The 25,590-nt window shown below is 58.5% G+C and carries 24 protein-coding genes; 20 read left to right on the plus strand and 4 right to left on the minus strand.

All coding sequences use genetic code 11. The annotated features are described in order from the left end of the window. Window positions 1-331: 331 nt before the first annotated feature. Entirely contained in the window at window positions 332-1,192 is an 861-nt protein-coding gene (locus tag AC54AG_RS19205) for a LysR substrate-binding domain-containing protein (protein WP_496631306.1), read from the minus strand. Window positions 1,193-1,338: 146 nt separating this feature from the next. Here AC54AG_RS19205 and AC54AG_RS19210 point away from each other — a divergent pair, with 146 nt between their 5' ends. The 7 genes from AC54AG_RS19210 to AC54AG_RS19240 all read left to right on the plus strand — a co-directional run bounded on the left by AC54AG_RS19210 (window position 1,339) and on the right by AC54AG_RS19240 (window position 7,335). Next, window positions 1,339-2,856, plus strand: coding sequence for an MFS transporter (locus AC54AG_RS19210; protein WP_496631307.1), 1,518 nt, complete (start codon window positions 1,339-1,341; stop codon window positions 2,854-2,856). A gap of 61 nt (window positions 2,857-2,917) precedes the next feature. After that, the gene (locus tag AC54AG_RS19215) at window positions 2,918-3,718 is read left to right on the plus strand and encodes a TOTE conflict system archaeo-eukaryotic primase domain-containing protein (RefSeq protein ID WP_496631308.1); all 801 of its coding nucleotides are present in this window, start codon (window positions 2,918-2,920) and stop codon (window positions 3,716-3,718) included. A 53-nt stretch (window positions 3,719-3,771) separates the two neighbouring features. Continuing rightward, on the plus strand, window positions 3,772-4,221 hold the full coding sequence (locus AC54AG_RS19220) for a VOC family protein (protein ID WP_496631309.1): 450 nt from the start codon (window positions 3,772-3,774) through the stop codon (window positions 4,219-4,221). A 107-nt stretch (window positions 4,222-4,328) separates the two neighbouring features. Continuing rightward, entirely contained in the window at window positions 4,329-4,769 is a 441-nt protein-coding gene (locus AC54AG_RS19225; RefSeq protein WP_034754748.1) for a hypothetical protein, read from the plus strand. 44 nt (window positions 4,770-4,813) lie between these two features. Beyond that, window positions 4,814-5,296 carry a hypothetical protein gene (locus tag AC54AG_RS19230; protein WP_456131154.1) on the plus strand — a complete coding sequence of 161 codons (483 nt, stop codon included), beginning with the start codon at window positions 4,814-4,816 and terminating at the stop codon, window positions 5,294-5,296. Between the two features lie 73 nt (window positions 5,297-5,369). Continuing rightward, window positions 5,370-5,792, plus strand: coding sequence for a hypothetical protein (locus AC54AG_RS19235; RefSeq protein WP_456131153.1), 423 nt, complete (start codon window positions 5,370-5,372; stop codon window positions 5,790-5,792). Window positions 5,793-6,216: 424 nt separating this feature from the next. Next, on the plus strand, window positions 6,217-7,335 hold the full coding sequence (locus AC54AG_RS19240; protein WP_456131152.1) for a hypothetical protein: 1,119 nt from the start codon (window positions 6,217-6,219) through the stop codon (window positions 7,333-7,335). A 120-nt stretch (window positions 7,336-7,455) separates the two neighbouring features. Here the strand turns inward: AC54AG_RS19240 and AC54AG_RS19245 are convergent, their stop codons facing one another. After that, complete coding sequence (locus tag AC54AG_RS19245; protein ID WP_456131151.1) at window positions 7,456-7,758, minus strand: Fic family protein; 303 nt, start codon at window positions 7,756-7,758, stop codon at window positions 7,456-7,458. 295 nt (window positions 7,759-8,053) lie between these two features. Here AC54AG_RS19245 and AC54AG_RS19250 point away from each other — a divergent pair, with 295 nt between their 5' ends. From AC54AG_RS19250 to AC54AG_RS19270, 5 genes are all read left to right on the plus strand, one after another. Further along, complete coding sequence (locus AC54AG_RS19250; RefSeq protein ID WP_496631310.1) at window positions 8,054-9,016, plus strand: hypothetical protein; 963 nt, start codon at window positions 8,054-8,056, stop codon at window positions 9,014-9,016. A gap of 454 nt (window positions 9,017-9,470) precedes the next feature. Continuing rightward, complete coding sequence (locus AC54AG_RS19255; RefSeq protein WP_496631311.1) at window positions 9,471-10,712, plus strand: hypothetical protein; 1,242 nt, start codon at window positions 9,471-9,473, stop codon at window positions 10,710-10,712. A 624-nt stretch (window positions 10,713-11,336) separates the two neighbouring features. After that, window positions 11,337-11,693 carry a hypothetical protein gene (locus AC54AG_RS19260; protein WP_456131148.1) on the plus strand — a complete coding sequence of 119 codons (357 nt, stop codon included), beginning with the start codon at window positions 11,337-11,339 and terminating at the stop codon, window positions 11,691-11,693. A gap of 137 nt (window positions 11,694-11,830) precedes the next feature. Continuing rightward, complete coding sequence (locus tag AC54AG_RS19265; protein WP_456131147.1) at window positions 11,831-12,775, plus strand: hypothetical protein; 945 nt, start codon at window positions 11,831-11,833, stop codon at window positions 12,773-12,775. A 269-nt stretch (window positions 12,776-13,044) separates the two neighbouring features. Then, window positions 13,045-14,064, plus strand: a complete 1,020-nt coding sequence (locus AC54AG_RS19270; RefSeq protein ID WP_496631312.1) for a hypothetical protein — start codon at window positions 13,045-13,047, stop codon at window positions 14,062-14,064. Window positions 14,065-14,430: 366 nt separating this feature from the next. Here the strand turns inward: AC54AG_RS19270 and AC54AG_RS19275 are convergent, their stop codons facing one another. Next, on the minus strand, window positions 14,431-15,492 hold the full coding sequence (locus AC54AG_RS19275; RefSeq protein WP_496631313.1) for an NAD(P)H-dependent flavin oxidoreductase: 1,062 nt from the start codon (window positions 15,490-15,492) through the stop codon (window positions 14,431-14,433). Between the two features lie 87 nt (window positions 15,493-15,579). Here AC54AG_RS19275 and AC54AG_RS19280 point away from each other — a divergent pair, with 87 nt between their 5' ends. After that, on the plus strand, window positions 15,580-16,455 hold the full coding sequence (locus tag AC54AG_RS19280; RefSeq protein WP_496631314.1) for a LysR family transcriptional regulator: 876 nt from the start codon (window positions 15,580-15,582) through the stop codon (window positions 16,453-16,455). After that, window positions 16,452-17,591, plus strand: a complete 1,140-nt coding sequence (locus AC54AG_RS19285) for a YbfB/YjiJ family MFS transporter (protein ID WP_496631315.1) — start codon at window positions 16,452-16,454, stop codon at window positions 17,589-17,591. The genes AC54AG_RS19280 and AC54AG_RS19285 overlap by 4 nt, the downstream gene beginning before the upstream one ends. Window positions 17,592-17,787: 196 nt before the next feature. Here the strand turns inward: AC54AG_RS19285 and AC54AG_RS19290 are convergent, their stop codons facing one another. Further along, window positions 17,788-18,072: a hypothetical protein gene (locus tag AC54AG_RS19290; RefSeq protein WP_496631316.1), complete on the minus strand. Its 285-nt coding sequence runs from the start codon at window positions 18,070-18,072 to the stop codon at window positions 17,788-17,790. Window positions 18,073-18,147: 75 nt separating this feature from the next. Between AC54AG_RS19290 and AC54AG_RS19295 the strand changes: the two genes are divergently transcribed. From AC54AG_RS19295 to AC54AG_RS19320, 6 genes are all read left to right on the plus strand, one after another. Beyond that, window positions 18,148-19,449: an EAL domain-containing protein gene (locus AC54AG_RS19295; RefSeq protein WP_496631317.1), complete on the plus strand. Its 1,302-nt coding sequence runs from the start codon at window positions 18,148-18,150 to the stop codon at window positions 19,447-19,449. Between the two features lie 125 nt (window positions 19,450-19,574). Further along, entirely contained in the window at window positions 19,575-20,243 is a 669-nt protein-coding gene (locus AC54AG_RS19300; protein ID WP_496631318.1) for a response regulator, read from the plus strand. Then, window positions 20,240-22,612 carry an ATP-binding protein gene (locus tag AC54AG_RS19305; protein WP_496631319.1) on the plus strand — a complete coding sequence of 791 codons (2,373 nt, stop codon included), beginning with the start codon at window positions 20,240-20,242 and terminating at the stop codon, window positions 22,610-22,612. The genes AC54AG_RS19300 and AC54AG_RS19305 overlap by 4 nt, the downstream gene beginning before the upstream one ends. Before the next feature lie 20 nt (window positions 22,613-22,632). Then, on the plus strand, window positions 22,633-23,877 hold the full coding sequence (locus tag AC54AG_RS19310) for an MFS transporter (protein WP_496631320.1): 1,245 nt from the start codon (window positions 22,633-22,635) through the stop codon (window positions 23,875-23,877). A gap of 332 nt (window positions 23,878-24,209) precedes the next feature. Next, the gene (locus AC54AG_RS19315) at window positions 24,210-24,752 is read left to right on the plus strand and encodes a fimbrial protein (RefSeq protein ID WP_496631321.1); all 543 of its coding nucleotides are present in this window, start codon (window positions 24,210-24,212) and stop codon (window positions 24,750-24,752) included. A 72-nt stretch (window positions 24,753-24,824) separates the two neighbouring features. Next, on the plus strand, window positions 24,825-25,589 hold the full coding sequence (locus tag AC54AG_RS19320; RefSeq protein WP_496631322.1) for a fimbrial biogenesis chaperone: 765 nt from the start codon (window positions 24,825-24,827) through the stop codon (window positions 25,587-25,589). Window position 25,590 lies beyond the last annotated feature (1 nt).

The following is a 25,590-nucleotide window of genomic DNA, read 5'->3' on the forward strand; positions in this document are numbered from 1 at the left end:
TCCACTCAATCATTAGTTTGGCTAATAAGTTCATGCGGACTTTGGCATTTCTTGCCATCATCTTCGTCAGCCAGGGGATGATCGTGCTCGACATGTCCATGGTGCAGCTTTCCTAAAGTCCACCAGGAACTGGGCTTTACGGATAAAGGTATGGCCTGGGTGCAAAGCGCCTACACCCTGACTAGGCGGTGCGGTTCACGGTGCCGTGGATGGTGCGGCTGCAAATATTCACGATCCGGCCCTATCGGTGCCGCTTCATCACCTCCATGAACTGCTGGGTCACCTGGATGGCGGCGCGTACGATCGCATGTATCGTGGCCTGGCGTTGCTGTCATGCCGCTGCGGCGGCTGACCATTCGCGCAGCAATTGTCCGAACGCTTCAGCCGCCGCCGTGGTGCTGGTGGCGCGCCAGACGAGCTGGAACTGGGCGGCGGGCAGGGCGGGCAAGCCATGCTGGCCATCGATGACCACCATGCCCGCTTCCAAGTCGCCTTGCGGCAGGGCCGTGATTGCCAGACCCGCCAGCACGGCGGCGCGCAAGCCCTGCTGGCTGGGCGAGGTGAACGCCACGCGCCAGTCCATTCCGGCGCCATCGAGGGCGTCGACGCCGACTTGCCGGTGCAGGCAGGGTGCGGGCGAAAACGCCAGCGGCAGCGGCAGCGCGCTGTCGTGCCGGAAATCCTGCGCCGCAGCCCAGACGAAGCGCGTGCGGCGCAGCACGGCTGCCTCATCCTGGCCGCCGGCCAGGGCCATGACGACGGCCAGGTCCAGCGCATCGGCAGCGACCAGTTTCTGCAAGTCAAGATAGGTGCCTACCGTGACATCCAGGCGCACGGCGGGAAACAGGTGCGCGAACTGCGCCAGCAGGGCAGGCAGGCGCGCGCCCATGAAATTTTCCGGCACGCCAAAGCGCACGGCGCCGGCAATCGAGGAGCGCTGAAAGCGCCGCGCCAGCGCATCCTGGGCAGCCAGGATCTGCCGCGCGTGGCGCAAAAAATCCTCGCCGTCTTCCGTCAGGCGCAGGCTGCGCGTCGTGCGCACCAGCAGCGCGCTGCCCGCTTGCTCTTCCAGGCGGCGGATCTGGTGGCTGATGGCGGACTGGCTCAGGTGCAACCGTTCGGCGGCGCGCGTAAAGCCGCCCGTGTCCTGCACCGCCACAAAGGCGCGCAGCAGGGCGGTATCGAAGTCCATGGGTGACGCTCCTGCGATTCATGATGAAAATGAATGAATTGTACAAAATTTTATCATTTCCCTCATGAGTCGAGCTTTTCTAGAATGGCCGCTTGCAGTGCCCCGGCACCACGCATCCCTCCATGACTACCGAAAGCAAAGCTTCGATGCACCTGACTACTTCGCAACAAAACGTACTCACCCTGGCCGCCGTCTGCCTGGCCTCGCTCATGTTTGGCCTGGAAATTTCCAGCGTGCCCGTGATCCTGCCCACCCTGGAAACCGTGCTGCATGGCGACTTCAAGGACTTGCAATGGATCATGAACGCCTACACCTTAGCCTGCACCACCGTGCTGATGGCCACGGGCACCCTGGCCGACCGCTATGGCCGTAAGCGCTTGCTGCTCGCCAGCCTGATCCTGTTCGGCCTCAGTTCGCTGGCATGCGGCTGGGCCGGCAGCACGGGCGTGCTGATCGCCGCGCGCGCGCTGCAGGGCATGGCTGGCGGCGCCATGCTGATTTGCCAGGTGGCCGTGCTGTCGCAGCAGTTTCCGGACGGCGCCGCGCGGGGCCGGGCGTTTGGCGCCTGGGGCATCGTGTTTGGCCTGGGCCTGGGCTTCGGTCCCATCATCGGCGCGGCCATCGTCGCGCTGTCAAACTGGCAGTGGGTATTTCTCGTGCACGGACCTTTGGCGCTGGCGGCGTTGCTGCTGGTGGCGCTGGGAGTGAGCGAATCGCGCGACCCGCAGCGGCGCAAGCTGGACGGGGCCGGCATCGCCACCCTGTCGCTGGGCGTGTTCAGCCTGGCCTGGTGCCTGACGCAGGGGCCGGCGCTGGGGTTCAGTGATCCGCGCAGCGTGGCCAGCCTGGCCGTGGCGCTGATCAGTCTGATGCTGTTTGTCATGATCGAACGGCGCCAGGCCGAACCGATGATCGACTTTGCCGTGTTCCGCATCCGCCGTTTCTCGGGAGCGCTGCTCGGTTCGGCGGGCATGAACTGCAGTTTCTGGCCGTTCATGATCTATCTGCCCCTGTACGTGCAGTATGGCCTCGGCTACAGCAGCCTGGACACGGGCCTGACCTTGCTGGCCTACACCTTGCCCACCTTGCTCGTGCCGCCGCTGGCCGAGCGCCTGGCGCTGCGCTACCGGGCCGATGCCGTCATTCCTGCCGGCTTGCTGGTCATCGGCCTGGGCTTTTTGCTGATGCTGTGGGGCAGCCGTGTGGATGCCGCCAGCTGGCTGACGATCCTGCCCGGCTGCCTGCTGGCGGGCACGGGCCTGGGCCTGACCAACACGCCCGTCACCAATACGACGACGGGCGCCGTACCGGGCGAACGGGCCGGCATGGCTTCCAGCATCGACATCAGCGCGCGCATGATCAGCCTGTCGGTGAATATCGCGCTGATGGGCTGTATTCTCGTCGCAGCCATCCAGTCCGCCTTGCGGATGCAGTTGCCCGGCGGACTGGACGCGGCCACCTTGCGCGCCATGGCGGAAGGCTTGTCGGTAGGCAAGGGCGCCGGCGCACTGCCGGCCGGCGTGGCGAAGCTGGCGCTGGCGCAGGGATTTGGCGCCGTGATGCTGTATGGCGGCGTGGCCGCCTGCCTGTTCGCCGTGGCCAGCTGGCTGGTGTTTGGCGCCGGACGGACGCGGCATGCAGCCGGGCTGCCAGTGAGGGAATAGCCAGGAGGCTATAATCTGGGCACGTTGACAAGTCTTGCTCAACGTTATTACGAGGCCGCCCATGCATAAACTGATTTCCGAACTCACCCGCCTGTATCTGTTCGACGAGCAACAGCAATACGTCGATGCGGATGGCAGCGCGCAGCCGCTGACGCCGGCCGTGCTGGCGCGCCATCTGTCGGGCGAACAGACGGTGGCCGTGCAACTCGTGACCGAGGGCGGCCTGACGCGCGCGCTGGTGCTGGTGTTTGGCGGCAAGGGCGGCGGCGAAGCGCACTGGAGCGCGCTGTGCACGATCGCCAACGCCGTGCAGCACGAGCTGGACTTGCCGGCGCCCGCCGTCAGCATCTCGGGCACGGCGTTCCAGTTATGGCTGTCCCTGGCCACGCCCGTGCCCGTCGCCCAGGCGCGCCAGTTCGTGCAGCTGCTGCGTTCCACCTTTTTACCTGCCTCGACCGACATCCTCGCCACCGCGCCGCCCGCCGACGTGGAGCAGGTAGCGTTGCCGCCATGTCTGCAGCCATCGGGCAAGTGGGCCGCCTTCATCCACCCCAGCATGGGCGCGGCCTTTGTCGACGAGCCGGGCCTGGACATGCCGCCACCCCCGGCCGCCCAGCTGGGCTTCCTGGAAAGCTTGCGCAGCATCAACCCGGGACAATTCGCGCAGGCGCTGGCCAAGTTGCAGGGACATGCGGGGCTGGCTGATGCCGTGCCGGCTCCCGTCGCCGCTCCATTGCCAACGGTGGTGACCCAGTCACCGACGCAGCCAGGCCTGCTGCTGCAGGACGCCAGCCTGGAAGACATCGTGCGCTGGCTGCATGCGCGTAATATCGAGCCGACGTTCCGGCACCGGTTGCCGTAACGGGGCGCTCCTTCTCCCTGATTGAAGGATACGTTAGATACCCAGGAGGCAACATGACAGTCAAGCGCATGGACAACGTTGGCATCGTGGTAGCAGACATCGATGCCGCCATTGCGTTTTTCACCGAACTTGGTCTCGTACTCGAAGGACGCGCCCCAATTGAAGGAGACTGGGCAGATGGCGTCACCGGACTGCACGGTATGCGCGTCGAGATTGCCATGATGCGTACGCCGGACGGTCACAGCCGTCTCGAATTATCCCGCTTCCTCGCACCGCCCGTGGTGGCCGATCACCGCAACGCCCCGGTGAACGTTCTCGGTTATCTGCGTGTCATGTTTACCGTCGAGGATATCGACGACACGCTCGTCCGGCTCGTCAAACACGGCGCGAAGCTGGTCGGCGAAGTAGTCCAGTACGAAAACATGTATCGGCTCTGCTATATTCGTGGTCCGGAAGGAATCCTCATCGGGCTTGCCGAACAGCTCGTGCAGAAAACGTCCTGAGGGAATCCCACCGGATCGGTCTAGCCCGTTAGTGAAACGACGGCAACCGGCCGGACGCAGTCGTTGAATATCCAATCAATCTTGTGCAAAAAACTGGGAGAACTACATTGGGAGTAATTGCAGACTTCTTTATCGCTGATCCAGCCGAGGCCATCCGATATGCAAATCGAATTGAAGAGCCTGACGAGGGCGAGGAAATTGCGCTTTTGTTGAATCCGGTCCAATTCAATGGCATCACAGACCTGGAAATCGGTACTCTTTGGGCCATTTTGGAACGCAGCGAGTGGGATATCGAAAAACACATGCCTGAAGACATCTACGTTGAGGAGGATGGCGAGTCCTGGCTTCACCGTTTTCCGGACGGGCTGACGAGCCTTCTCGCAAATTCAAATGCGGACGGGTTGGAGAGCGCATCGGAGCAATGGGCAAAAACTGAAGAGATCGACTGTAATGCAGCAGATTTGCGGCCGCTCTTGAAGGATTTGCAATCGCTCGCACGGCAAGCCATCTCCACGGGGCAGTCCATTTATCTTTGGGGCTGCCTCTAAGGCTACTTCGTGGCAACTGCGTACCCCCGGCTGAAAGGTTCGCTTTGGGACGGAACCTGCCGATCACGGCAACCGGCCAATACCAGACGTTCCACAACAGAGCATCGGACAATCAAGGTGTGAAGTTTATGTGCAAGTGTAAAGAAGTCCCGCTGGCGATTGCTGACCTCACGTACTGGCAAAAACGCTTTGAATACAAAGGAGCGGAGGAGTTTTCTACTTATTTTCAAGATTTGGATTCAGAGACTTTTTCACCCCCACTCGATTATGAAATTTCAAATTATGAGTGCAAGATTTGCTCACAAAAATGGTATGTAGAATGCGCACCTGAACAAACAACTTGGGCTGTGTTTGCCATGAAAGATGCTGCGGGTGACTTAACTTGGAATTCACCTAGCGTAGCAGCGCAGAGAGAGTTCCTTGAACTGCTAGCACACCGTGGATTTTCTGAGGACAGGTGTCTGTGCAAAAACTGCACCGGTCTGGCCTTAAACGGGCGGTTGGTCTGCTATGCTCACCTTCCGTAATCGGCCAAAAGCGGACCTTCGCCGACTGGCAGCTTCGGGCCGACGGCAAATTCATAATTATCGGGAGTTCTATATGGACGACGAGCAGCTCGTAGAAAAGATTTTGCGGTCTCTCGTCGAGCTGGAGCAAGAGGGGGAACTCGTTCTCACAACCAACTCTGGTTCTAGCGTAGCAAGATACATTCTGGACTCGGCATTAAAACAACTAGTCACCACTTTTCGTGACTCGGACGCACCGATAGAATACACGATGCCGCATCTGCTAGAGCAAACTATCGATGAGGTAAAGAACCGGTTTGGGGTGCCGAGTCAGCGCGCTCGAGAGATTACAGGCTCTTATTACAACCGGTTACTTGCACGTCTAACAGTTGAGAAGATTGCTGAACTTTACTGGCACGATACCCCTAGCGAGATGGCGAAGCGTTCCTACTACCGCGTTGAATTGGACAGGGACGACAGCGAGTTTGAATACCTTGACTGGCGTCGTAAGCACTGAGCTTTGCCTGCTATCATTTCATTTGGCCGGCGGCTTTGGGACGAATCCAGCCTGTCGAGGGACGCGCTGGATTTTCGTACTGACGACCTGCTATGCTGAGCTGAACAGCCTGGTTCGGCTAATAGCGGTCGCTGAAGAATGGTTTCGGGTTTCGGCCAAGGGATAACAGAAATTCGAATCAACGGAACAGTTAGGCGCGCAATTAAAAGGTTGCTAACTGTATTTGCACACGAAGGTGAAAAATTGAGCGGCCGTAAATAGACTGCATGTTCGAGCTGTTTGTTACTCCGCGTGTGCAAATTATGCTTTCGTTTTCGGCCGGCGAAACATGATCAGCTTGCGGTCGTTGGTAGAGGGAGTGGAACCTTCATTCAGACCACGATAGACGGGCTACACCGGTCATCCACATGTCAAAAAATCAATTATGCAACTACTCAAATTAATCTCCCTTCTGATATTTCTGGCTCCCTTCTCATCAGCAAATTCAGAGGAATTGCTGCTGGAACGCCAAGATTTCAGAGAATGTGAAGCTCAGACCATGACGGCATTGAGCATTGCTCGGAACGCGATGCACCTGAAGGATTCCAAGCAATCGATGCTAGATGTCAAATCGACCGCGGAGTTCCAGAGAGCTACCACCAGTGAGGTCGATGAGGAAATCGCGCGCACTGGTTCGAACGACCATGTCCGTTTCGCGGCAAAGAAGCTTTTCCAATGTTCCAAACTGGCGGGCCTGCCAATCAAAGAGGATTGGCAGGCTGCCACGTTCTGCCTCGCGCGGCAGGACATTCTGTTTTACTTGGCCATCGATCGGGAGCAGGGGCGCCCGGAGGGTGAAGCTGATGTTCGCATAAGAAAGCGCTTTAGCAACAGCTCAAAGTCCATCTATTCTGACCCCATTATCGACCGTTTTGTCCCCCTAGTCTACCAAGTTACCGACAACGAGGATGAGTATAAGCTGCGTCGATACATGTTCGAAACCTGCTACCTTCCTGATGAGTGGAGAGCTTGGGACAAGAGCATTCAGTCAGCAAAGCTAAGCGCCCAAACAATTAATAACAATGAGGTGTTAGAGCGCATCAAGGCGAAAGCACGTGTAGCCCATCCAAATGACCACACTGCGCAGAACGCGGTGATTAACATGGAACTGGCCAGCTATGTCGATAAACAGACAGGAAATCCTAAACTGGCCGCAACGATACTGTTTCTCGGCTACTACATGAAAAATACCCATGGCGTCCCCAGTGTATGTTTGGAACATGGAGTTTCGATGGTCAACTTTCCAAAAGCTTTCTCTGCTGCGAATCAAGAGGTGATGGATGTGACGAGGGTGACAATGGACACTCCTGGTGTGCGAGATCACGCAATGGCACTGGCCAGTCCGGCCGCGCGTAGGGAGCTTGATAGGTTTGCAGAGGTTAAAAATACCGATATCAAGGGTGCTTGCTTGTTCCTCGAAACGGACGCGCAAGGAATGGCCGACAGGATGTCGTTTGCGAAAATTCTGCCAGCTCAGTACCAAGCACTGCTTGGGACAAAGTAAACACAGGGATGGTGGGCGCCCTAGGCTGGGCACTGCTTACTCGGAGCGCGACAGCAGCCTATTACACGCCTGGTAGCTAAGGTCCGATTCTTCCGCTGTCCCGTCATTTCCGCGATGATGCTAAAGTTCTTCTAGAATATTGACGGCGGCGTTTGCAGTCGGAAAGCTGGTTGCCAACTGTTGGCGGACTCGCTCCATCATGAAGCACGGCACCATTGGCAACATTTCGAACAGGCGATAGGCGGCTGACGTGGTTTTTGGCGCTTCCAGGAGGCGGCGCCGATCGGCGGTCACGAGCGTGGCCACTTCAACGATGTTGGCATCGGCTTCGACCACCGCTTCCGCAACGCCAGCTAGGAGAAAGCTGACCCATGCTTCCCAGTCGCCGCCAGTACGGGTTGCCGACAGCAAACGGTAATACACGGCCTTGTTGCGTTTGAGGTAGCCGCTTAGGTGCGGAAGGGGCCAAAGAGCTAGTGCGACTGCTTAATGTAGCGATCGAAGCAGCTCAAAGCAACACTTAGACCTGAATTTCGAATGTCCGGAGTGGGGCGGGATCGGCCCTTTGTGACCGTTCGTGAATTTTGCCGCCGAGCAATCTACTATACTGTGCCGGACGGTCGAGGTCGGCCAAGACTTGACCTTGGACCAATCGAAAAAACCGAGCATAGTCCATTTGTAGATGCAAGATGAGGAGTTTTCTGTGTTGAAGCCAAATATGGTCACACTGGCACGGTTCGGGATGGCGATCGCGTTGGCGAGTGCCGTGGCAGGAGCAACGGCCCAAAACCTCAAACGGTTCGAGTTTTCGACAAGCGACATGGCATCGGCGACGTGCGCGTTCACGTCGCCACTCCCGGCCGACTTTGCTGTTCTCGCTGCTGGCGAATACGGCGGTCGCCCTACCGATTTCCAGATCGATCAGTCCGGGCACGAAGCCACACGAATTGATGCCTTGGTCAACTCGAGCAACAAGCCCGTCATTCTGATGTTGGGGGCATACGAGCCTACCGTATGGAACATCGGGTGGACCCGTGGGACCGAAATTGCCGGCGTTCTCGTGAGCGGCTACCACCGGCAAGCGGTGGCTGGTCTGCCCAAGGGCACACCAATCATCAACAGCACCTACGACAACCGGGGTCCATGCGGTCATTTTTATATAAAAGCCGATCAATTGGACGGGCTCAATCCACTGGCCCGACGTGTGTTCGGGCGGGCTGTCGACAAGGTATATTTGTCGAGAAAGGGCAAAGTCGTGATCGGCGAGCCCTTTGATGATCAAACTGAGCTGCTTACATCGGCCGATGTGACACCGGATTCGTTTCGCGATCAAAAGGCAGTTTTGGCTGGACCTGCCGGACTGGCGGATGCAGTCCGCAAAGGCATCCTGCGGGTGGCGACGGCAGCCGATGTCCGTGCCTGGGACGCGGCCACCAGGAAAGCGGCATCTGCCGACACTCCACCAGTCGCGGGCGGAAACTTGCTCGCAACGCGCGAAATTCATAACGGTTACGTTGTGTTGAAAGGGTTTGAGCTACCAGCCGGCTTATACGGTGCACACTTGGCGACTTTTATTGTGCCGAAGGGAGTGCCAGTTCCCACGGGTAAACTGGGTCATTCCAGGATGCTTGACTACAATTCCATGCACTGCACCGGCGCTCTCTGTCGTGCCGGCCGATAACTTCCGAGCTCAGCAGCGCGAATACGGTCAGCGAACCAGCATTCGGAGACCTTCACGATATATCGCCCCGCGGGCAAAGTGACGGCGGTCGACAGAATCGCCGATCACTTGATCCTCGCATGTCCGCTTCGGGGCGATACTTGGCAACGACGGCAAGCGGCCATTCCAGCGAGTTTGCATTACCTGCGCGGCTGTTAGTCTGTGGCCTGCCAAGTGCCAGTGCCGCGATTGGAGATGAGATTCGAATGCTCCGCACTTTTCCCCGCGCGCTTGCGACAACGCGAAGCATCGAAGTTCAGATTGTGTTGCACGATTAAACATGTAGCGCTTTCTCCCACCTGGGGGCGACAGTTGCCGTACACTGTATGGCTGAGATTGGCCAGAAGCCGGCCTTCCTAGCGACAGTTTAAACTGTTGACTCATTCACTGACCGCCCTGATCGGCCCACACCACTATGTTCTTCCGTCTCGCCTTCCTTGCCGCCACCCTGACGCTCGGCTTCGCCGATTCGGCTGTCGCCGATACCGCCGTCCTTGAAAAACTCACAGCTAGCCGGCTCGCTATCACTGTTGACAAAGGCACGTTATCGGGACCCGGTGCGGCACTGCTGCTGCAGGCTTCGCGCCAGGCGCAGTACGTCCTCCTCGGCGAGGATCATGGTGTCGCCGAGATCGCCCAGTTCTCATCCGCCTACTTCAATGCCTTGCCCCCTGCCGGCTTCACGACCTTGGTCACCGAAAATGGTCCAGCCGTGACGAGTGCGCTCGAAGGGATACTCAAGGGTGCCGACGCGGTTGCTGCTATCGCCAGATTCGACGCCATCTATCCGGACTCCGTTGCTTTCTACACCATGCGCCAGGAAGCAGAGATGCTCGCCAGCTTTGCCCTGGCCGCAGGACCGCGCTTCCAGCACTGGGGCATCGATCAGGAATTCGTGGGTGCGGCCAAATACCTGATCACGCTGATGCTGGCCCAGCCGGTTAATCCGGCCGCCCGCACGAAGCTGGAAGCCTTGCGTCAAATGGAAGCTGCCGCGTCTCAAAAGGCGGTAGCCACCGGCAATCCCTTAGAGTACTTTATGCTGTCGGCCTCAACCGAGGAACTGACCTCGTTGCGCCCGCTACTTGCCGGCCCCAAAGAGCAAACCGCGCTAGGCCTGCTCGATGCATTGCTGGCCACACGCGCCATCTATCAGAAAAGCGCTTCTCAAGTGCCCGGCGATCGCGACCTATCCAACCGCTTACGTTTGACGCTGTTAAAGCGGACCCTGGAAACCCGGCTCGGCATGCAAGAGCAAAAGCTGGTGGTCAAGGTCGGCGCAAATCACGCATACAAGGGCATTAATCCACTCAACAATCGTGACATTGGCAACTTTCTGGCTGAACGCGCCGAAGGCCAGGGCCATACCACGCTGCACCTGATCGTGATGGCGGCGAAGGGGACGCAACTGAGATTTGCGGGAGCGGGCAAGCCATATCAGCCGGCACCAATCAAACTTGACAGCTCGGCCTTCAAACTGCTGGCCAGTGCAGGCGCCACCGACGGCAGTTGGTCTCTATTTGATCTGCGGTCACTGCGGCCAGGCTCGCGCAAACTGGCGGGGGGCGACATTGAAATGTTCAACCTGATCAACGGCTACGATTTTGCCCTGATTATCCCCGAAGGCAGCGCTTCTGCGCAGCTCGTGACACCGTAGAAGAAGAGAGGGAATTTCAATAATTGCAATTTTTCAATTGTACTGATTCCCCGCTGCGAAACGGCCAAGCGTGCACGGAAATGCCGCCCTTTCGCTTCAGGGCGGCACCAGCCTAGAGTGACAATCAGCGCGTTTTACAGATGGGCAAACCGCTATCCTGAACGCCGTCGCCCGGATTGGGCCATTTACAGACGAAGAACAGACGAAGATAAAGCGAGAATTTACATCATATGAACAGCATATAAATTCTGAAGTTCACATAACACTTACCGCTGACGAAGCCCTTATGTTATTTGAGCTTTTGAGCCGCTACTCTGATTCAGACCAGTTGAATATAATAGACCAAGTAGAACAAAGGGCGCTCTGGAATCTGTGCTGCATTCTTGAGAAGAAATCAGTAGCTCCATTTAATATGGAATATGGTCAAGCGCTGTCAGAAGCTCGGGCGCGATTGTGTGATGAGTATTAATTTCGAACTTCCGCTTTGGGGCGGAACCTGGCAAGGACGGCAGCCGGCCAGAAGCAGACGGACTACTGGACGTCGATATCATCTCAACTGTAGTGGAGGCGAGAATTCAAAGCTATCTATTCGCATCGTCAAACGAACCAAGTGCAACAGCGTCTTTGTCTATTGAAGCCTTAATGGCGGCGGCCCGTGCCGAGCTTTTCTCGGTTACGCTCGCCAGTGACGAAGAATTGGAGTTGCTGATGGGTTTGCTCGGCATTGAACCATTGCGCTCAATATCGTTGCGGCCTAACACTGAGTTCCTTGCGCTCTTTGATTATTCCGATAAGTTTTTACCTCAAATGAATCAGGAAGACTTTGACGTATTTTATGAGAAATGGCTACGCTTGACTCACCGAGATTCAAATATGGATGAGTATGGGCAGCTGTTATTTCTTCAAGGGCGGGCTGCTAGCTGGAACCAGATGGCGAGCAGGTTCATACTCCGCGAAGCCCCAATGACATCAGCAGAGTGACTCCAACCGGCCAATAGCGGCCGTTGAGTACCTCGACTATCTGCGAAGAGTCAACAATGTAAAACTATTCGCTCAACCGGACGGCGATAGCGCTATGCGCCTCCGCCGCCAGTTAACACAACGTTGATTGATCCAGCATGGACATTATCGCCATCTTACAAAAGAAGATTTCCTTACTTGATTCTGGGGGACACTCGGCTGGGCTTAAGGCGACGCTTTCCCACATTGAGATTGCATTCCGTCACCTAATGCGCGGTCAAAAAGATGAAGATCAAACTGCATTTACCGATGCTGTTTACAGAACGAATCAAGCGTTCGAGGGGGGCATAAAGGAAGCATATCGTGTTCTTACAAAGAAAAACCCTGAGAATGTCCGCCCGTATGAGATTGAGTTGCATTTCTCAAAATCTGTAACATTCAGGCAGCGCGTTCTGGATCAATTCACTAACTACAGGAAGGAATGGAGAAATCCATCAACACATGACTACAAGTTGGATTTTAACGAGAGCGAAGCATTTCTGGCGATAGTCTCTGTTACTGCATTTTCTTGTCTCCTTCTAGATGAAATAGCCCGACAGCTTGCGTACGATAGGGAGGTGGTTGCAGTACAAGAAATTGCAGGCAAAGTAAGGCAAGAAGTTAACGTTAGCAATGGTGATCTCCTTACGAGAACTGTAGAGGCCCTAAAAGTCTATTTCTTGCGACGCACTTATGAGCATATCAAGAGTGGTACAGCTGCTCAATGGCTCGGGTCTGTTAGTGGCTTTTTGGCTGCGATCATTCCAGACGTAGCAATTACGATCGATGCACCGCTGGGAAGAGAGAGCCTTCATATAACTGCCGATCTGTTGATTGAGTGCGGCAATGAAAGAGTGATAGTTGAAATAAAAAACAGGTTAAACATCCTGACTTACAAACACCTTCTCAACCAAGTAGAACAATTGATGCTTTCATCTGGAATCAGCGACGGAGTGATATTTTTCTTACCGACAATGCTCGAATCAGAAAAAATATACGAGGCCGAAAATGTAATTCTTGATGGAAATGGTAGGCTGCGCACCATTAGTCCGGTAGCAATCTAACATGGCGCTTAACCTCGTTCGCTACGGTCACTGGACGGTGCGCGATGAAACGGTGCAGTGCCGGTTAGTTCCATATCGAACGAGCACATTGTAGAACTGCGGCCGTCCGAAAAGGGGCGGAAGCTGCCGATGACGGCAACCGGCCAAAAGCGGTCGTTCACCGTACTCTTCTTCATCGGGTATTCGATACCAATTGATAAGCGTGCCAGCATGGCATAATCGCTAGCGATTATGTCAAGATAACTTTGCGTTAATTTCGAATTGTCTATATGACCAAGAACCGAGTTCCAATGTATCCACGGGATGGCGCCGCCTCATTTAAATTGCCCTCTAAAAAAGAAGGGACGATTCAGCGAATGATTTCACTTGGGGAGTTTGCTGAGATGTTCACTGAGGAAGAGACGTTTAAAGTTCAGAGTCCCGAATCAGTAGATCCCGCAAGGGCAAATCCGCATGCAATGTGGGTTACGGCAAAGATTGCAGATGTTGGATCGTCTTCTCCCATAGTAGCACGGACACTTATCATGGCATATGACATGCTGAGAAGCCGTATTCCGTTAAGCGATGATGAGAAGATAAAAAACGTACTTCTGCTAATGCATAAGATCAAGAACAATCTTCTGCAATGCAGCCACTCCTCGGCCACTTACATTGAAGCTGAGAAAGAGCAAGCTGAGGTGTTTGCGAATACAGTTCAAGGAGGCGGCACCCGAGTGTACGCAAACTTCCCTGTCGTTCCCGACATCGAATCAACGGTAACGAATTTCCTTATCTCCGCTCGGCGAATCATTACTGAGGTTTGCCAAATTCCTGTTCACTTTTGGGATACGAAGCAAGCTCATAGTTCACTAGACTATCTTCTCGACAAGGAATTGATACCCCGCCTTGGCAACGAACACCGAATGGTCGTCTGGTTCAAAGAGAGAGCCGATATAATCAGAAGGATTATCGCGTTTCGAAACGGGCAAGAACATGGGGCCACAACTAAGGGCGCAAAGCTCGTAATTAAGAATTTTGAGCTACTACCGACCAATGAAGTGCATGTGCCTTTGTGGTATTTGGACGGACAAAGGCCCACTTCCATTGCTGAGGAGATGCCGATTATCGTGATGGCCTTAGTTGAATTCGCGGAAACGATGTTAGTCGGCTGTATTGATGCGACCTTGCCTGACTTTCCACCGATGATGTTGGTGCAAGCAGAGCCCAAACCAGTGTGTCCTGTCCAGTACGAGCTCATCGTTGACGCTTCACGTCTAAAGTTTCCAACTGCGGAGCAGGAAGCTAAATAGGTTTGCAGGTTGAGATTCGCATTTTTGTCATTGTCCTGCAAACGCGGCTTCGACGGTTGGGTAAGTCCTGGATCGAAGGCACTTCCATCTCAAGCGTTGAGAAATTCCAAAGGCCGCTTCGGGGCCAGGCTGTGTGAAAACGCAAAAACACGAAATTTTCATGGGTAGGGTGACCATTCCCCACGCCGAAAAAATCGCGTAGCGGGCGTTTTAAGAGACCGTTTTTTTGCGGGGCCGAATTTTTCTGCGTTTTCACACAGCCTCGGGCGAAAGCGGACACTACTATGCGGTCGCAGCGTCGAGGTGGCATGCGGCCAAGAAGGCTTTCATTGTCCTGGCTGCACGCGTGTCAGCGGCAGCCTGAAATCAGCGCGCCATTTCCTGTGCGAGGGTGGCCACCAGTTCCTCCGTCCCCATCTCCCGCGCCAGCGGCGCGCCCTGACCAGCCCACTGTGCGGCGAATTCGCTGTTGCCGTGCTGGCTGGCCAGCGCGTTTAATTGTTTGGCGGCATCGTAGGCGACCGGGTAGTCGGCTGGCGGCGGGCTGCCTGGCGCTTCGCCGTGTTCGATCAGACGGTTCACCATGCCGCGCGCCAGGCGGCCCGATAGCACGCTGGTCAGGCGCGTGCTTGCGGCACGTTCGCTTTTCAGGTTGGCGCGGTAGCCTGCATTGGCCGACGATTCCGGACACAGCACGAACGCCGTGCCCAGCTGGGCGGCTGCGGCGCCCAGGTCCAGCGCGGCGCGGATGCCTTGTCCATCCATGATGCCGCCGGCGGCGATCAGGGGCAGGGCGGTGCTGCCTGCCAGCAGGCGCAGCAGGACGCTGGTGCTGTGGCGCTCGTCCGGCGCTTGCGGGTCGAAAACCCCGCGATGGCCGCCCGCTTCCACGCCTTGCGCCACGATGGCGTCGACCCCCGCCTGTTCGATCAGCGCCGCTTCGCGCACATTCGTGGCCGTGGCCATGGTGTAGATGCCGGCCTGGCGCAGGGCGGCAATCTGCTGATGCGTTGGCAAGCCGAAATGGAAGCTCACGACGGCGGGACGCAGTTCCAGCAACAGGTCGAATGCCGTGTCATTGCCGATGAACGTTTCGTAGATTTCGTCGAGCGCCACTGGCGCGGCCGCGCCCAGTTCCGCAAACATGGGCGCCAGGTGGGCCAGCCAGGCCGCTTCGCGCTGCGCATCCCTGACCGCCGGCGCATGGCAAAACACATTCACATTGAAGGGACGGTCCGTCATCGCGCGCGTGTCCATGATCATCTGGCGCGCCTGCGCCACGGTGCCAGAGCCGATGGCCAGCGAACCGAGGCCGCCCGCGTTCGAGACGGCGGCGGCCATGTGCGGCGTGGAGATACCGGCCATCGGCGCCTGGATGATGGGCAACTGCAAGCCGAGGCGGTCGAGGAGGGGCTGGAACGAGCTCATGATGTTTCCTTCGCAAAGTTGAGGACATTGTGCAATGTTCGCATTTGAAGAATATAATAGCACAATCATTTTCAAATAGAGAATACGATGGACATGGAATCCCTGACGATTTTTTGCGCCGTGGCCAGTGAACTGAGCGTCACCCAGGCCGCAGCCAGGCTGGGGCGCGCGCCGTCCAGCGTCACCACGCGCATCCAGCAGCTGGAAGCCGATATCGGCGCGGAACTGTTCGTGCGCACGAATAAACGCATGGCGCTGACGGCGGCCGGTGAGCGCTTTCTCGAGTATGCGCAGCGTTTGCTGGCGCTGGCGGAAGAAGCGCGGCACGTCGTCACGGGCGGGCGCGACGGCGGCACCTTGCGCGTCGGCAGCATGGAAAGCACGGCGGCCAGCCGCTTGCCGGCGCTGCTGGCCGCGTATCACGCCCGCTATCCGGCGACGCGCCTCGCGCTGAGCACGGGGCCGTCGCGGCCCCTGATCGAGGAAGTGCGCACGGGCTTGCTCGACTGCGCTTTTGTCGCCTTGCCGCCCTCGTTCGGCGGCACCGCCGCATTGGACGAGCTGGGCCTGGCATCGATGGCCGTGTGGCGCGAGGAACTGTGTCTGCTGCTGCCGGCCAGCGAAGGGCAGGCGCGCAGCGCCATGGACGTGCGCACGCGCTCGCTTGCGGCCTTCCCGCAGGGCTGCACCTACCGCGGCATCGCGGAAGAGCTGCTGGGCGTGGCCGGCAGCACGCAGTGGCAGGTGCAGGAAATGAGTTCGTATCACACCATGATCGCTTGCGTGGCGGCCGGCGCCTGCGTGACCTTGCTGCCGGCCAGCGTGCTGGCGCTGTCGGACGCGCCAGCTACCTTGACAACGCTGCCCGCAGGGGAGATTGACACCGTGCTGGTGTGGCGCGCGGGATTCGACGTGCCCGCCTTCCAGCATTTGCTGGCGCAAGTGAACGAGGCGGCGTCATGAACGCGGTCGCCAGGCTGCGCGCGGCGATCGCGGCGGCCGTCATCCTCGCCATCGGCATGGGCTTTGGCCGCTTTGCCTTCACGGCCATCTATCCGCACATGGTCAGGGAAGGCGTCTTGAGCTTGCGCGACGGCAGCCTGGCCGCCTCGGCCAACTATGCCGGTTACTTGCTGGGCGCCATCCTGGCCATGCGCGCGCGGGCCCACAGCGCGCACCGGCTGTGCCTGTGGTCGGTGGCTGGCACGGCGCTGTGCCTGGGCATGCTGGCCTTGACTATGCCCGTCTGGCTCATCGTGACGGTGCGCGGCGTAGCGGGCGTCTTCAGCGCCCTGGCCATGGTGGCGGCCTCGCTTTGGCTGCTGGTCCAGCGCGGCCATGGTCGCGGCGCGCCGCTGCTGTATGCGGGCGTGGGCGCGGGCATCGCCGTCTCGGCCGAATTGCTGGTGCTGGCCTCGCAGCTGGGCTGGCACAGCGCAGGCATGTGGCTGCTGCTGGCCGGCGTCACCGCGCTGGCGGGGCTGGCGGCAGCGCCCGCCATTGCCGCCAGCGGCCAGGCAACCCTGGCTGCACCAGCGCAAGCGGCCGCATCGGCCCTGGCACCCGTGGCGCCGTGGCCGCTCGTGCTGATCTACGGGCTGGCGGGATTTGGTTATATCGTCACAGCCACGTATTTGCCCGTGCTGGTCGGCGCGGCTTTGCCCGGGCTGAACTCCGCCCACGTGTGGGCCGTGTTCGGCCTTGGTGCGGCGCCGTCGTGTTTCCTGTGGCACCGGCTGCACGAGAGACTTGGGACGCGCCAGGCGCTGAGGCTCAATTTGCTGCTGCAGGCGCTGGGCGTGGCGCTTCCCGTGCTGGCGCCCACGGCCGCCGGCTACCTGTTCAGCGCCGTCCTCGTCGGCGGCACGTTTGTCGGCACGGTGACCATCGCCATGCCGGCCGCGCAGCGGGCCGCCGTCAAGGCAGCTAAGTTTGGCTCGAACATGATGGCCATCATGACGGTGGTGTATGGCATCGGCCAGATCATCGGCCCCGTGCTGGCTGGCAGCCTGTATGCGCAGTCGCACAGCTTCAACAGCGCCTTGCTGGCCGCCGCTGGCGCGCTGTTGCTGGCGATTTTCGTTAGCCTGCGGCTGTAGGACGTCGCTTTAAATTCTCATTGGGAATTTTTAGGACTGTTCTGATTTCGGTCAAGAAAGTCTTTCGCTACACTTCAATACTTCACCGGTTCGCGCCAGCCGCCATGCGCATGGCGTGGCCGGGTCCTGATCTTCCTTATTGAAAGTAGCGGCTATGACAAAGCAAATACAACAGTATTCTCCCCGCGTGACGGGATTACGGAATCGACTCCCCCTGAGCGGCGCCAACGGCTTTTGCAGCGCCGACCTGCTCGACGTGCTCATCGATTTCCTGGGCTTGAAAAACGATGCGGCCCTGGGGCGCGAATTGCAGGTATCGGCCCCCATCCTTTCCAAAATCAGACATGGTTCGCTGCCAGTCAGCGCCGCCATCCTCATACGCATGCACGAGGTAAGCCGGCTGAGTATTCATGAGCTGCGGGCATGCATGGGCGATCATCGCACGCATTTCGGTTTGCCCGATGATGAGGGTCACTAGCAAGATGTTTGCCGCCCGTCATTTTCTGGCGTCCCCACTCTTTGTTCACCCATGCGTATTAATCCAAGGAAAACTTCCGTGAAAACCATCAGCTCCCCTGTGCCTAGCGAATTCCACTCCCTGCGCGTGCTGACCTTGTCGCCTGATTCAGACAAGGGGGGGGCGCGATGGCTGGGCACGATGCTGAACGCCATTGGCGTTGCCAATGTGAAAAGTATCAATTCCTTGAGCTTGATTCCCTCGCTCTTGCGCGAAGGGAATGTTGACGTGATCGTCGCGGATGTCGAACACGGTGGCCTGATGGTGCCGACCTTGCTCAAGACGCTCGATGCGGCCAGCCCGCTGGCGCGTTTTCCGCATGTGCTGTGGGTAGGCCAGCCGACGCTGCTCAATTTGCTGCATGGGCAAGCCGCGGCGATGCTGGAAAAACCGGCCGTTCCACGCATCGGCGGCTTGTCCGTGACGGCACTATTGGCGCATGCCCGCCTGGCGCATCGGGTTGGCATCAATGTCGGCATGGTCTACGGCGGCGGCAATGCCGCGTTTGCCGAGGCCTTGCGTGCCTTGTTGCTGGTGCCGTCGATCAAGCGGCAGGTAGGCTGTTTTGCGCCACCCGATGGCCCGACGGAAGCCGATGTGATCGAGGCCTTGACGATAGGCAAGAACCTGCGCGTGATGCTGCAGCCGCAGTACGATTTGCGTACCAGGCGCATCATCGGCGCCGAGGCGCTGCTGCGCTGGCATCATCCCGGCGTTGGTGAAGTGCCGCCATCGGTGCTGATTCCGATGGTCAATCGCCTTGGCCTGCACCTGCTGTTGTTCAGCTTTATCGAAACGCGCGTGATCGACGTCCTGCTGGTGCTCAAGAGCCGCCAGGTGAGCTTGCCCATCGCCCTGAATGCTTCCGCCGAAACCGTATGTACGCCAGGTCTCGCGCAGCGGCTGGCTGAAAAAATGCAGCGGGCAGGCGTGCCGCCGCAATTGCTGAAAATTGAATTGACTGGCGATCTGCCGGTCGACGATGAGCTGCTGCTGTCCGCCTCGCTCAATACGCTGCGGGCGAAAGGATTTCCCGTTTCGCTCGATGATTTTGGGCAAGGGGCATCGACCCTGAATCTGCTGGCCAAGATGACCTTTGACGAGGTCAAGATCGATGGCGCGTTTGTGCGCGACATGAAAACCAGTGCTTCCGCGCAGGCCGTTATTGCCGCAACCGTGAATTTGGCACGGCTGATGAATCTGAAAGTGGTGGCAGAAGGTATCGAAGAGGCATCGTGCATCAATGTATTGCTCGATCTTGGCTGTCCGATAGGCCAGGGCTATGCCTTGGCCCGGCCCATGGAGTTGCGCGACTTTTTTGACAGTGTCAGCAGCCAGTAAATGCATGGTCGGCGGACTGTTTTTTTGTTGATTGGTGGTATCGTGAATTGCCATGCTGGCATAAATAGGAGTAATCTCATCAAAAGAAACTTCACCCTTGAAGTAGTTGGTCCTTGCCCATGCCAATGAAACGCTTACGTATTGCCTTGCTCGACGATCACGCTGTAGTGCGGCATGGCCTTGTGGCTCGCCTCACGGCGGAACAGGATATCGACGTTGTGGGTGCGTACAGTACCAGCCGCGATCTGATCGCGGGCTTGCTCGCGGCGCCGGCCGACGTCCTGTTGCTCGACTATACGCTGGGCCCGGACGAACTCGATGGCGTGTCGCTGATCCGCGCCCTGAGGGCGAAGTTTCCCGATGTTCCCATCCTGGTGTTGTCCACGCATCATGAGCCAGCCACGGTGGCGCTGGCCTTGCGCGTCGGCGCCCGCGGTTTTGTCGGCAAAGGAGAGGAAATGGCGGAGCTGGTCAAGGCGTTGCGCAAGGTGGTCACCGGTGCCGTGTACCTGAGCGCCGAAATGTCCTATCGGGTGGCAGAGGCGAGCACCACCTTCGATGCGCGAGAGGGCGAGGACGGCGCTGACGCGCTGTTGCTGGGAGCTGCGCTGTCGGCGCGCGAGCGCGAGGTGATCCGCTGTTATCTGGCCGGGATGACGGTGACGGAAATCGCGGAAAAATTCAAACGCAGCATCAAGACCATCAGCTCGCAAAAGACCACCGCCTTTCGCAAGCTCGGTGTAACGTCGAATAATGAACTGTTCAAGATCAGGCATACCATAGGCGAAGCATGAGGCGCTGGCGAGCCGGCATCGCCGCTTTCCTGCTGGCCGCCTGCTGCATGGCGGCGCAGGGGCAGGAAAGGGCGTATGCGCTCAGCGCCGCGGAGCAAGCCTGGGTGCGCGCGCATCCTGTGTTGAAACTGGGCATGGTGCAGCACCGTCCACCGTTCGAATCCATCCAGCGCGGAGCGGTCGGGGTTGGCATAGGCCCCGATTACATGAAAGTCATTCAACGGCATAGCGGCCTGGACTTTGACATCGTGACTTTGGCCGACACGGACGACGGCCTGACCGCACTGCGCGAAGGAAGGGTCGATTGTCTGCCCGCAGTGCGCAGCATCGGCACGCCGCCGCAGGTGCCCGGCATCAGCTACAGCTTGCCCTACCTCTCGACCACGGCTATCGCCGCCACGCGTGAACGGGATGAACCCATTAGCGATGACTCCGCATTCGATGGCAAGACCGTGGTGCTGCCGGCCGCGGAAGCGGACCTGCTTGGTACCTTCCTGCGCGAGCGCCACGACGGCGTGCGCATTATTGTCAGTCCCACCATGCGGCAGGCGCTGGCGCTGCTGTCACAGGGCGGGGCTGACGTTGCCGTCGGCAGCAAGGCACAGCTATTGCCAAAATTAATGCGCGAGGAAGGCGCACACCTGCATTTTATGGATCTTCCCGTGGCGATGACGTCCGATGTGCGCATGGCGCTGCGCGATAGCGATCCCTTGTTGGTATCGATCGTGAACAAGTCGCTCGCTTCGATGAGCCCGGACCAAATCCGGCTGGTACGCCAGGATTGGCTGGGGGCGCCGGGCGATGATCATTCGGGCATGCTGTTCGCGGGGGAACACTTTGGCGAGGATGCAGCCCTGGCTGCCGCCTTGCTGCTGATCCTGGCGGGCCTGGCATACCAGGGATACAGCGCACACCGGCGCGCCTTGCGCAACGAACGCAGGGCAGCCATGTTCCTGGCCGTGATGAGCCATGAAATCCGCTCGCCCATGAATGCCGTGCTGGCCGCCGTGGAATTGCTGCGTTTTACCTCCATCAATGCGGAGCAGCGCCACTTTGTCGACCTGGCCAGCAACGGCGGGAATATCCTGCTGCGTTTGCTTGACGACGTGCTCGACGTTTCCAAGCTGGAAGCGGGACAGCTGACGCTGAGCCTCGATGCGGTCGATGTCGCAGCCCTGGCCAACGACGTGGCGGCCCTGCAGCAGCTGCGGGCGCGGGAGAAGGGCATCACGGTCGATGTCGCGCTGCACGTGGCAGTACCGCTGCTGTTGCTGGACGAGGCCAGGCTGTTGCAGGTGCTGCACAACCTGGTCTCGAACGCCATCAAATTTACGGCAAGCGGCGGCGTCGAGATACAGATTGCCATGCTGGAAGACGGGCAGGGCCAGGCGCGCCTGGAAATTGCCGTTGCCGATACGGGCATCGGCATAGCCGCCGCCATGCAGGCAACCCTGTTTCGCCCGTATGTGCAAGTGGAGGGCACCTACAAACGCTCGGGCGGCACCGGCCTGGGCCTGGGCATTTGCCGTGAATTGGTGAAACTGATGCGGGGCACGATCACCATCGACAGCGAGATGGGTAGGGGCACGCGCATGCTGATTTCCTTGCCTGCGGATCTGGCGCCCGGCTCCGCTACTGCGGCCGACGTGGTCGTTACCCGGCCCGCTCCGGTGGGCGGCGCGGCGGCGCAGCGCCTGTCGATCCTGGTCATCGAGGATGTGCCGGCCAACCAGGCCGTATTGCGGGCCCAGCTCGCCAGTCTCGGCTGCGATGCGGACATTGCCGAGAATGGCGCCAGGGCCCTGGCCTGCTTCAGCCTGCGCGAATATGACCTGGTGCTGATGGATTGCGACTTGCCCGACATCGACGGCTACAGCCTGACGGTCGAATGGCGCAAGCGCGAAGCGGACCTGGAACAGGCGCGCTGCCCGGTCATCGCGATTTCCGCCTCGACGGGCGAGGATCATGCCGAACGCTGCTTTGAAGCCGGCATGGATGGCATATTGAGCAAGCCGATCCGGTTGGCGAAACTGCAGGATATCGTCGAACTCTGGTGCGACGTGACCTTGGTGCTGCATGCGCCGCCGATGGAGACCCTGGCGATATTTGATATGCCGCAAGTGCGCGCAGCGTTCGCCAACGATATGGGAGAGTTGCTGCAGGCCATGGCCATGCACGAGCGGGATGCCGCCTTGCGCGCCGCGCATCGTCTGCATGGCGCGGCCCTGGCCATGCAATGGACGGAGATGGCGCAGCCGGCAGGGCAGCTGGAGAGCCTGTTGCGCGGTGTGGCAGCGCTGACCGACGCGCGCTGCAGCCGGCTTCTGCAGGACGTCGTGGCAACCTGGCGTAGCCGCGGTCAGCATTGATTTCAATCGAAAGGAGCATCATGTTGCGCAGGATGAACAAGAATAGAAAAGAGGCCATGGGGATGCTGGCGTTGATGTTGCCGACCACCTTGCTGTACGGAGTATTGCAAAACGTGGATCCAGCGCTGTTGCCGCTGGCATCCCAGCCCTTGCCGTTCGGCCTGCCTGAGATGCTCGGCAATGCGCCGATAGCCGGGGTGATCTTTATCCTTGGCAAGGCAGGAACTGGCCTGATGCTGGCACTCCTGCCAGCAACCATGTCGCGCAAGAAAACCTTGTGGAGTGGATTCCTGCTGCTTGCGGTAGCAGCGTTCATGGCCATCTTTTCTCGCTCGCCATTTGAATTATGCTGCTGTACCTTTCTGGGCGGTATAGGACTTACACTGACTCTAGCTGCCTGGATCAGTATTGGAACCACGTATTTTCCGCGCCATTGCGGGCTCATTGTGGGCTTCATGTACTGCATCGTTGTGGCCAGCAGTATTATCTGGGCCACACTGATTGCCATTCGACATGCGGCCAGTGAACAGGAAAAACTGCCCCTGCTACCGGCCTTGGCCGGCTTGCTCCTCTTGGTGCTGCTGTATATCCTGATCTGGCACCTTTTTCAGCAAATTAACGCCGCCGACGAACGCCGCTTCATACGCCATGAAGCGAGGACCCCGATAGGATCTATTTGGTCTTGCGGTCCGTTGCTGCTGTCTCTGGCAGCCATATGCCAGCCATCGAGCGCAACTTACATTGTAGATATTTATGAAGTTTACTTGCGCGAGGTACTGGGATTTCCCATGCGGTCTGCGCAGATGGCGTCGAGTTTGTTTGTGATTTGTACCTTGCTGGCGCCGCTGGGAGGCTGGCTGGGAGATCGTTATGGCGCCCTGAAAACGCTGTCGCTTGCTCTCCCCATCACGGCTGCGATTGGTGGCCTGATATTCACAGGATGGCATATGCCCTTGAGCCTGCTTGTGTTGCTGGCGTCCTTGATGAGCGTCGGGCTGAGTGCGATGTTTTATGTCAATCTGGTGGCGGCGCTGGTACGAACGGTGGCGCCGATGCAGAGCCTGCGTATACTGGGCTTGTTTTACGCCGCCAACTCCTTGGGTCTACTTGTCGCGGGTGTCGCTGCCGCTCAGCTGAAGGATATGTTTGGTTTGACGCTGGCTGCTTTTTTGCAGCTTGTGTGTCCCGTGATGTTGGCGACCGTTCTGGTCTGGCTGGCGCAGAGAATATTGACGCCTGACGATAAGGAGACGCTGCCCGCTTGATAGACCTGCAACCATCATCTCGCCTGCGTGCGCCGCCGCGCAGGCGCTAGCGCACCCGCGTGGCCCTGGCCCCGGCCGTGCGGGGGCGCCATACCCCCCCACTCCCTCCCATTCAAGTATGCCATTCCCCAACGTCAGATTGCCAGGCGCTCTGGCATCGGTGTGTGTTCTTGCTAGTTAGCACAAGAGCGCGTCCTGTCCGCGGCAAGAATTTTTAAGACCATTCTTATATCGAAAAATATCGCGGCTCGGTAAAGTACGAACCTGCATCAACAGCCGCGTTCCTAGATTAACTGGTGCGCATTTACCTTTATCTTTCAGGAGTAGTCTCAATGAAATCCCAAGCCCGTATCTTCACCGTTCTGCTGGCAGTCGCGGCAACACAATCTGCTTTCGCCGGCGATGGCACGATCAATTTTTCCGGCGAGCTGCTTGACTCGACTTGCGCCATTGCCGTCAATGGCCAGGGTGCTGGGGGTCCCGTCGCCGTTAACTTGCCGAAGCTGTCGGCCGCCGTGCTGAAAACGGCTAAAAGTGTTGCCGGCCAGACCGGTTTCAATATCGAGTTGAGCGGCTGCGTGGGCGCCACGACCAAGGCGGCCGCATTCTTCGAAGCGGGTCCTGGCGTCGATGCCTTGACCAGCAACGTGAAAAGCATCGGGACCGCCAAAAATGTACAGCTGCAATTGCTCGATGGCGCAAACGGCAGCGAAATCAAGGCTGGCAATATTAGCCAAGACTCTGCCACCACCCGCGTGGAAAAAAACGCCGGCGGTAACACGGTTTTGCCGTATGCCGTGCAATATATTTCCACCGGTATCGCTACCGCCGGCACCGTGTCCGGCACCGTGACGTACTCGATCAATTATCAGTAATTAATCGCCACGCAAGCACGTTCCGGCTGCAAGGTTGGGGCGAGCTTGCGATAACTATCGGAGAGTCTGCGCATGTCCCGTCACTACTCATTACAACGTCCGTTCTTGTTCAGTCTGGCCTTGCTGTTTTATTCTTCTTCCATGGCCAGCGTGGTGATTACCGGTACGCGCCAAGTCTATTCGGCCAAGCAGAAAGAGATTACCGTCAAGCTCAATAACGACGGTGGCCAGGCTGCGCTGGTGCAGGCGTGGGTCGATAGCGGCGATGCCGCATCGACACCTGCCACGGCCAAAGCCCCATTCGTGCTGACGCCGCCGCTGGCACGCATCGATCCGGGCAAGGGCCAGAGCTTGCGCCTGATGTTTATCGGCCCACCCTTGCCATCGAATAAGGAATCCGTGTTCTGGCTGAATGTGCTGGAAATTCCGCCCAAGGTGAAGGAATCCGATGAGAATACCCTGCAGATGGCGTTCCGTTCGCGCATCAAGGTTTTTTATCGCAACGAGGGGTTGCCTGGCTCCCCTGACGAGGCGATCGAGCAATTGCAATGGCGTGTCGTGTCCGCCAGCAATGGCCGGGGTTACGCCCTGGAAGCCTACAACCCATCCGCTTTTCACGTTTCCCTGGTGGCCCTGACCCTGGTCGCCGGCGCCGAGCGTAACGACAGCGAAGACGGCATGGTCGCGCCGGGCGAAAAGAAGCAGTTTGCCCTGCCGACCTTGAAGGCCGTGCCGGCAGCCGGCGCGCAGGTGGAATTTAGCGCGATCAATGATTATGGTACCCAGGTGCCGACCCGCCGCGCGCTGTCTGCCCCCGGCGCCAGGCTTGCGCCTTGAG

Source organism: Janthinobacterium sp. BCJ23 (assembly GCF_059617945.1).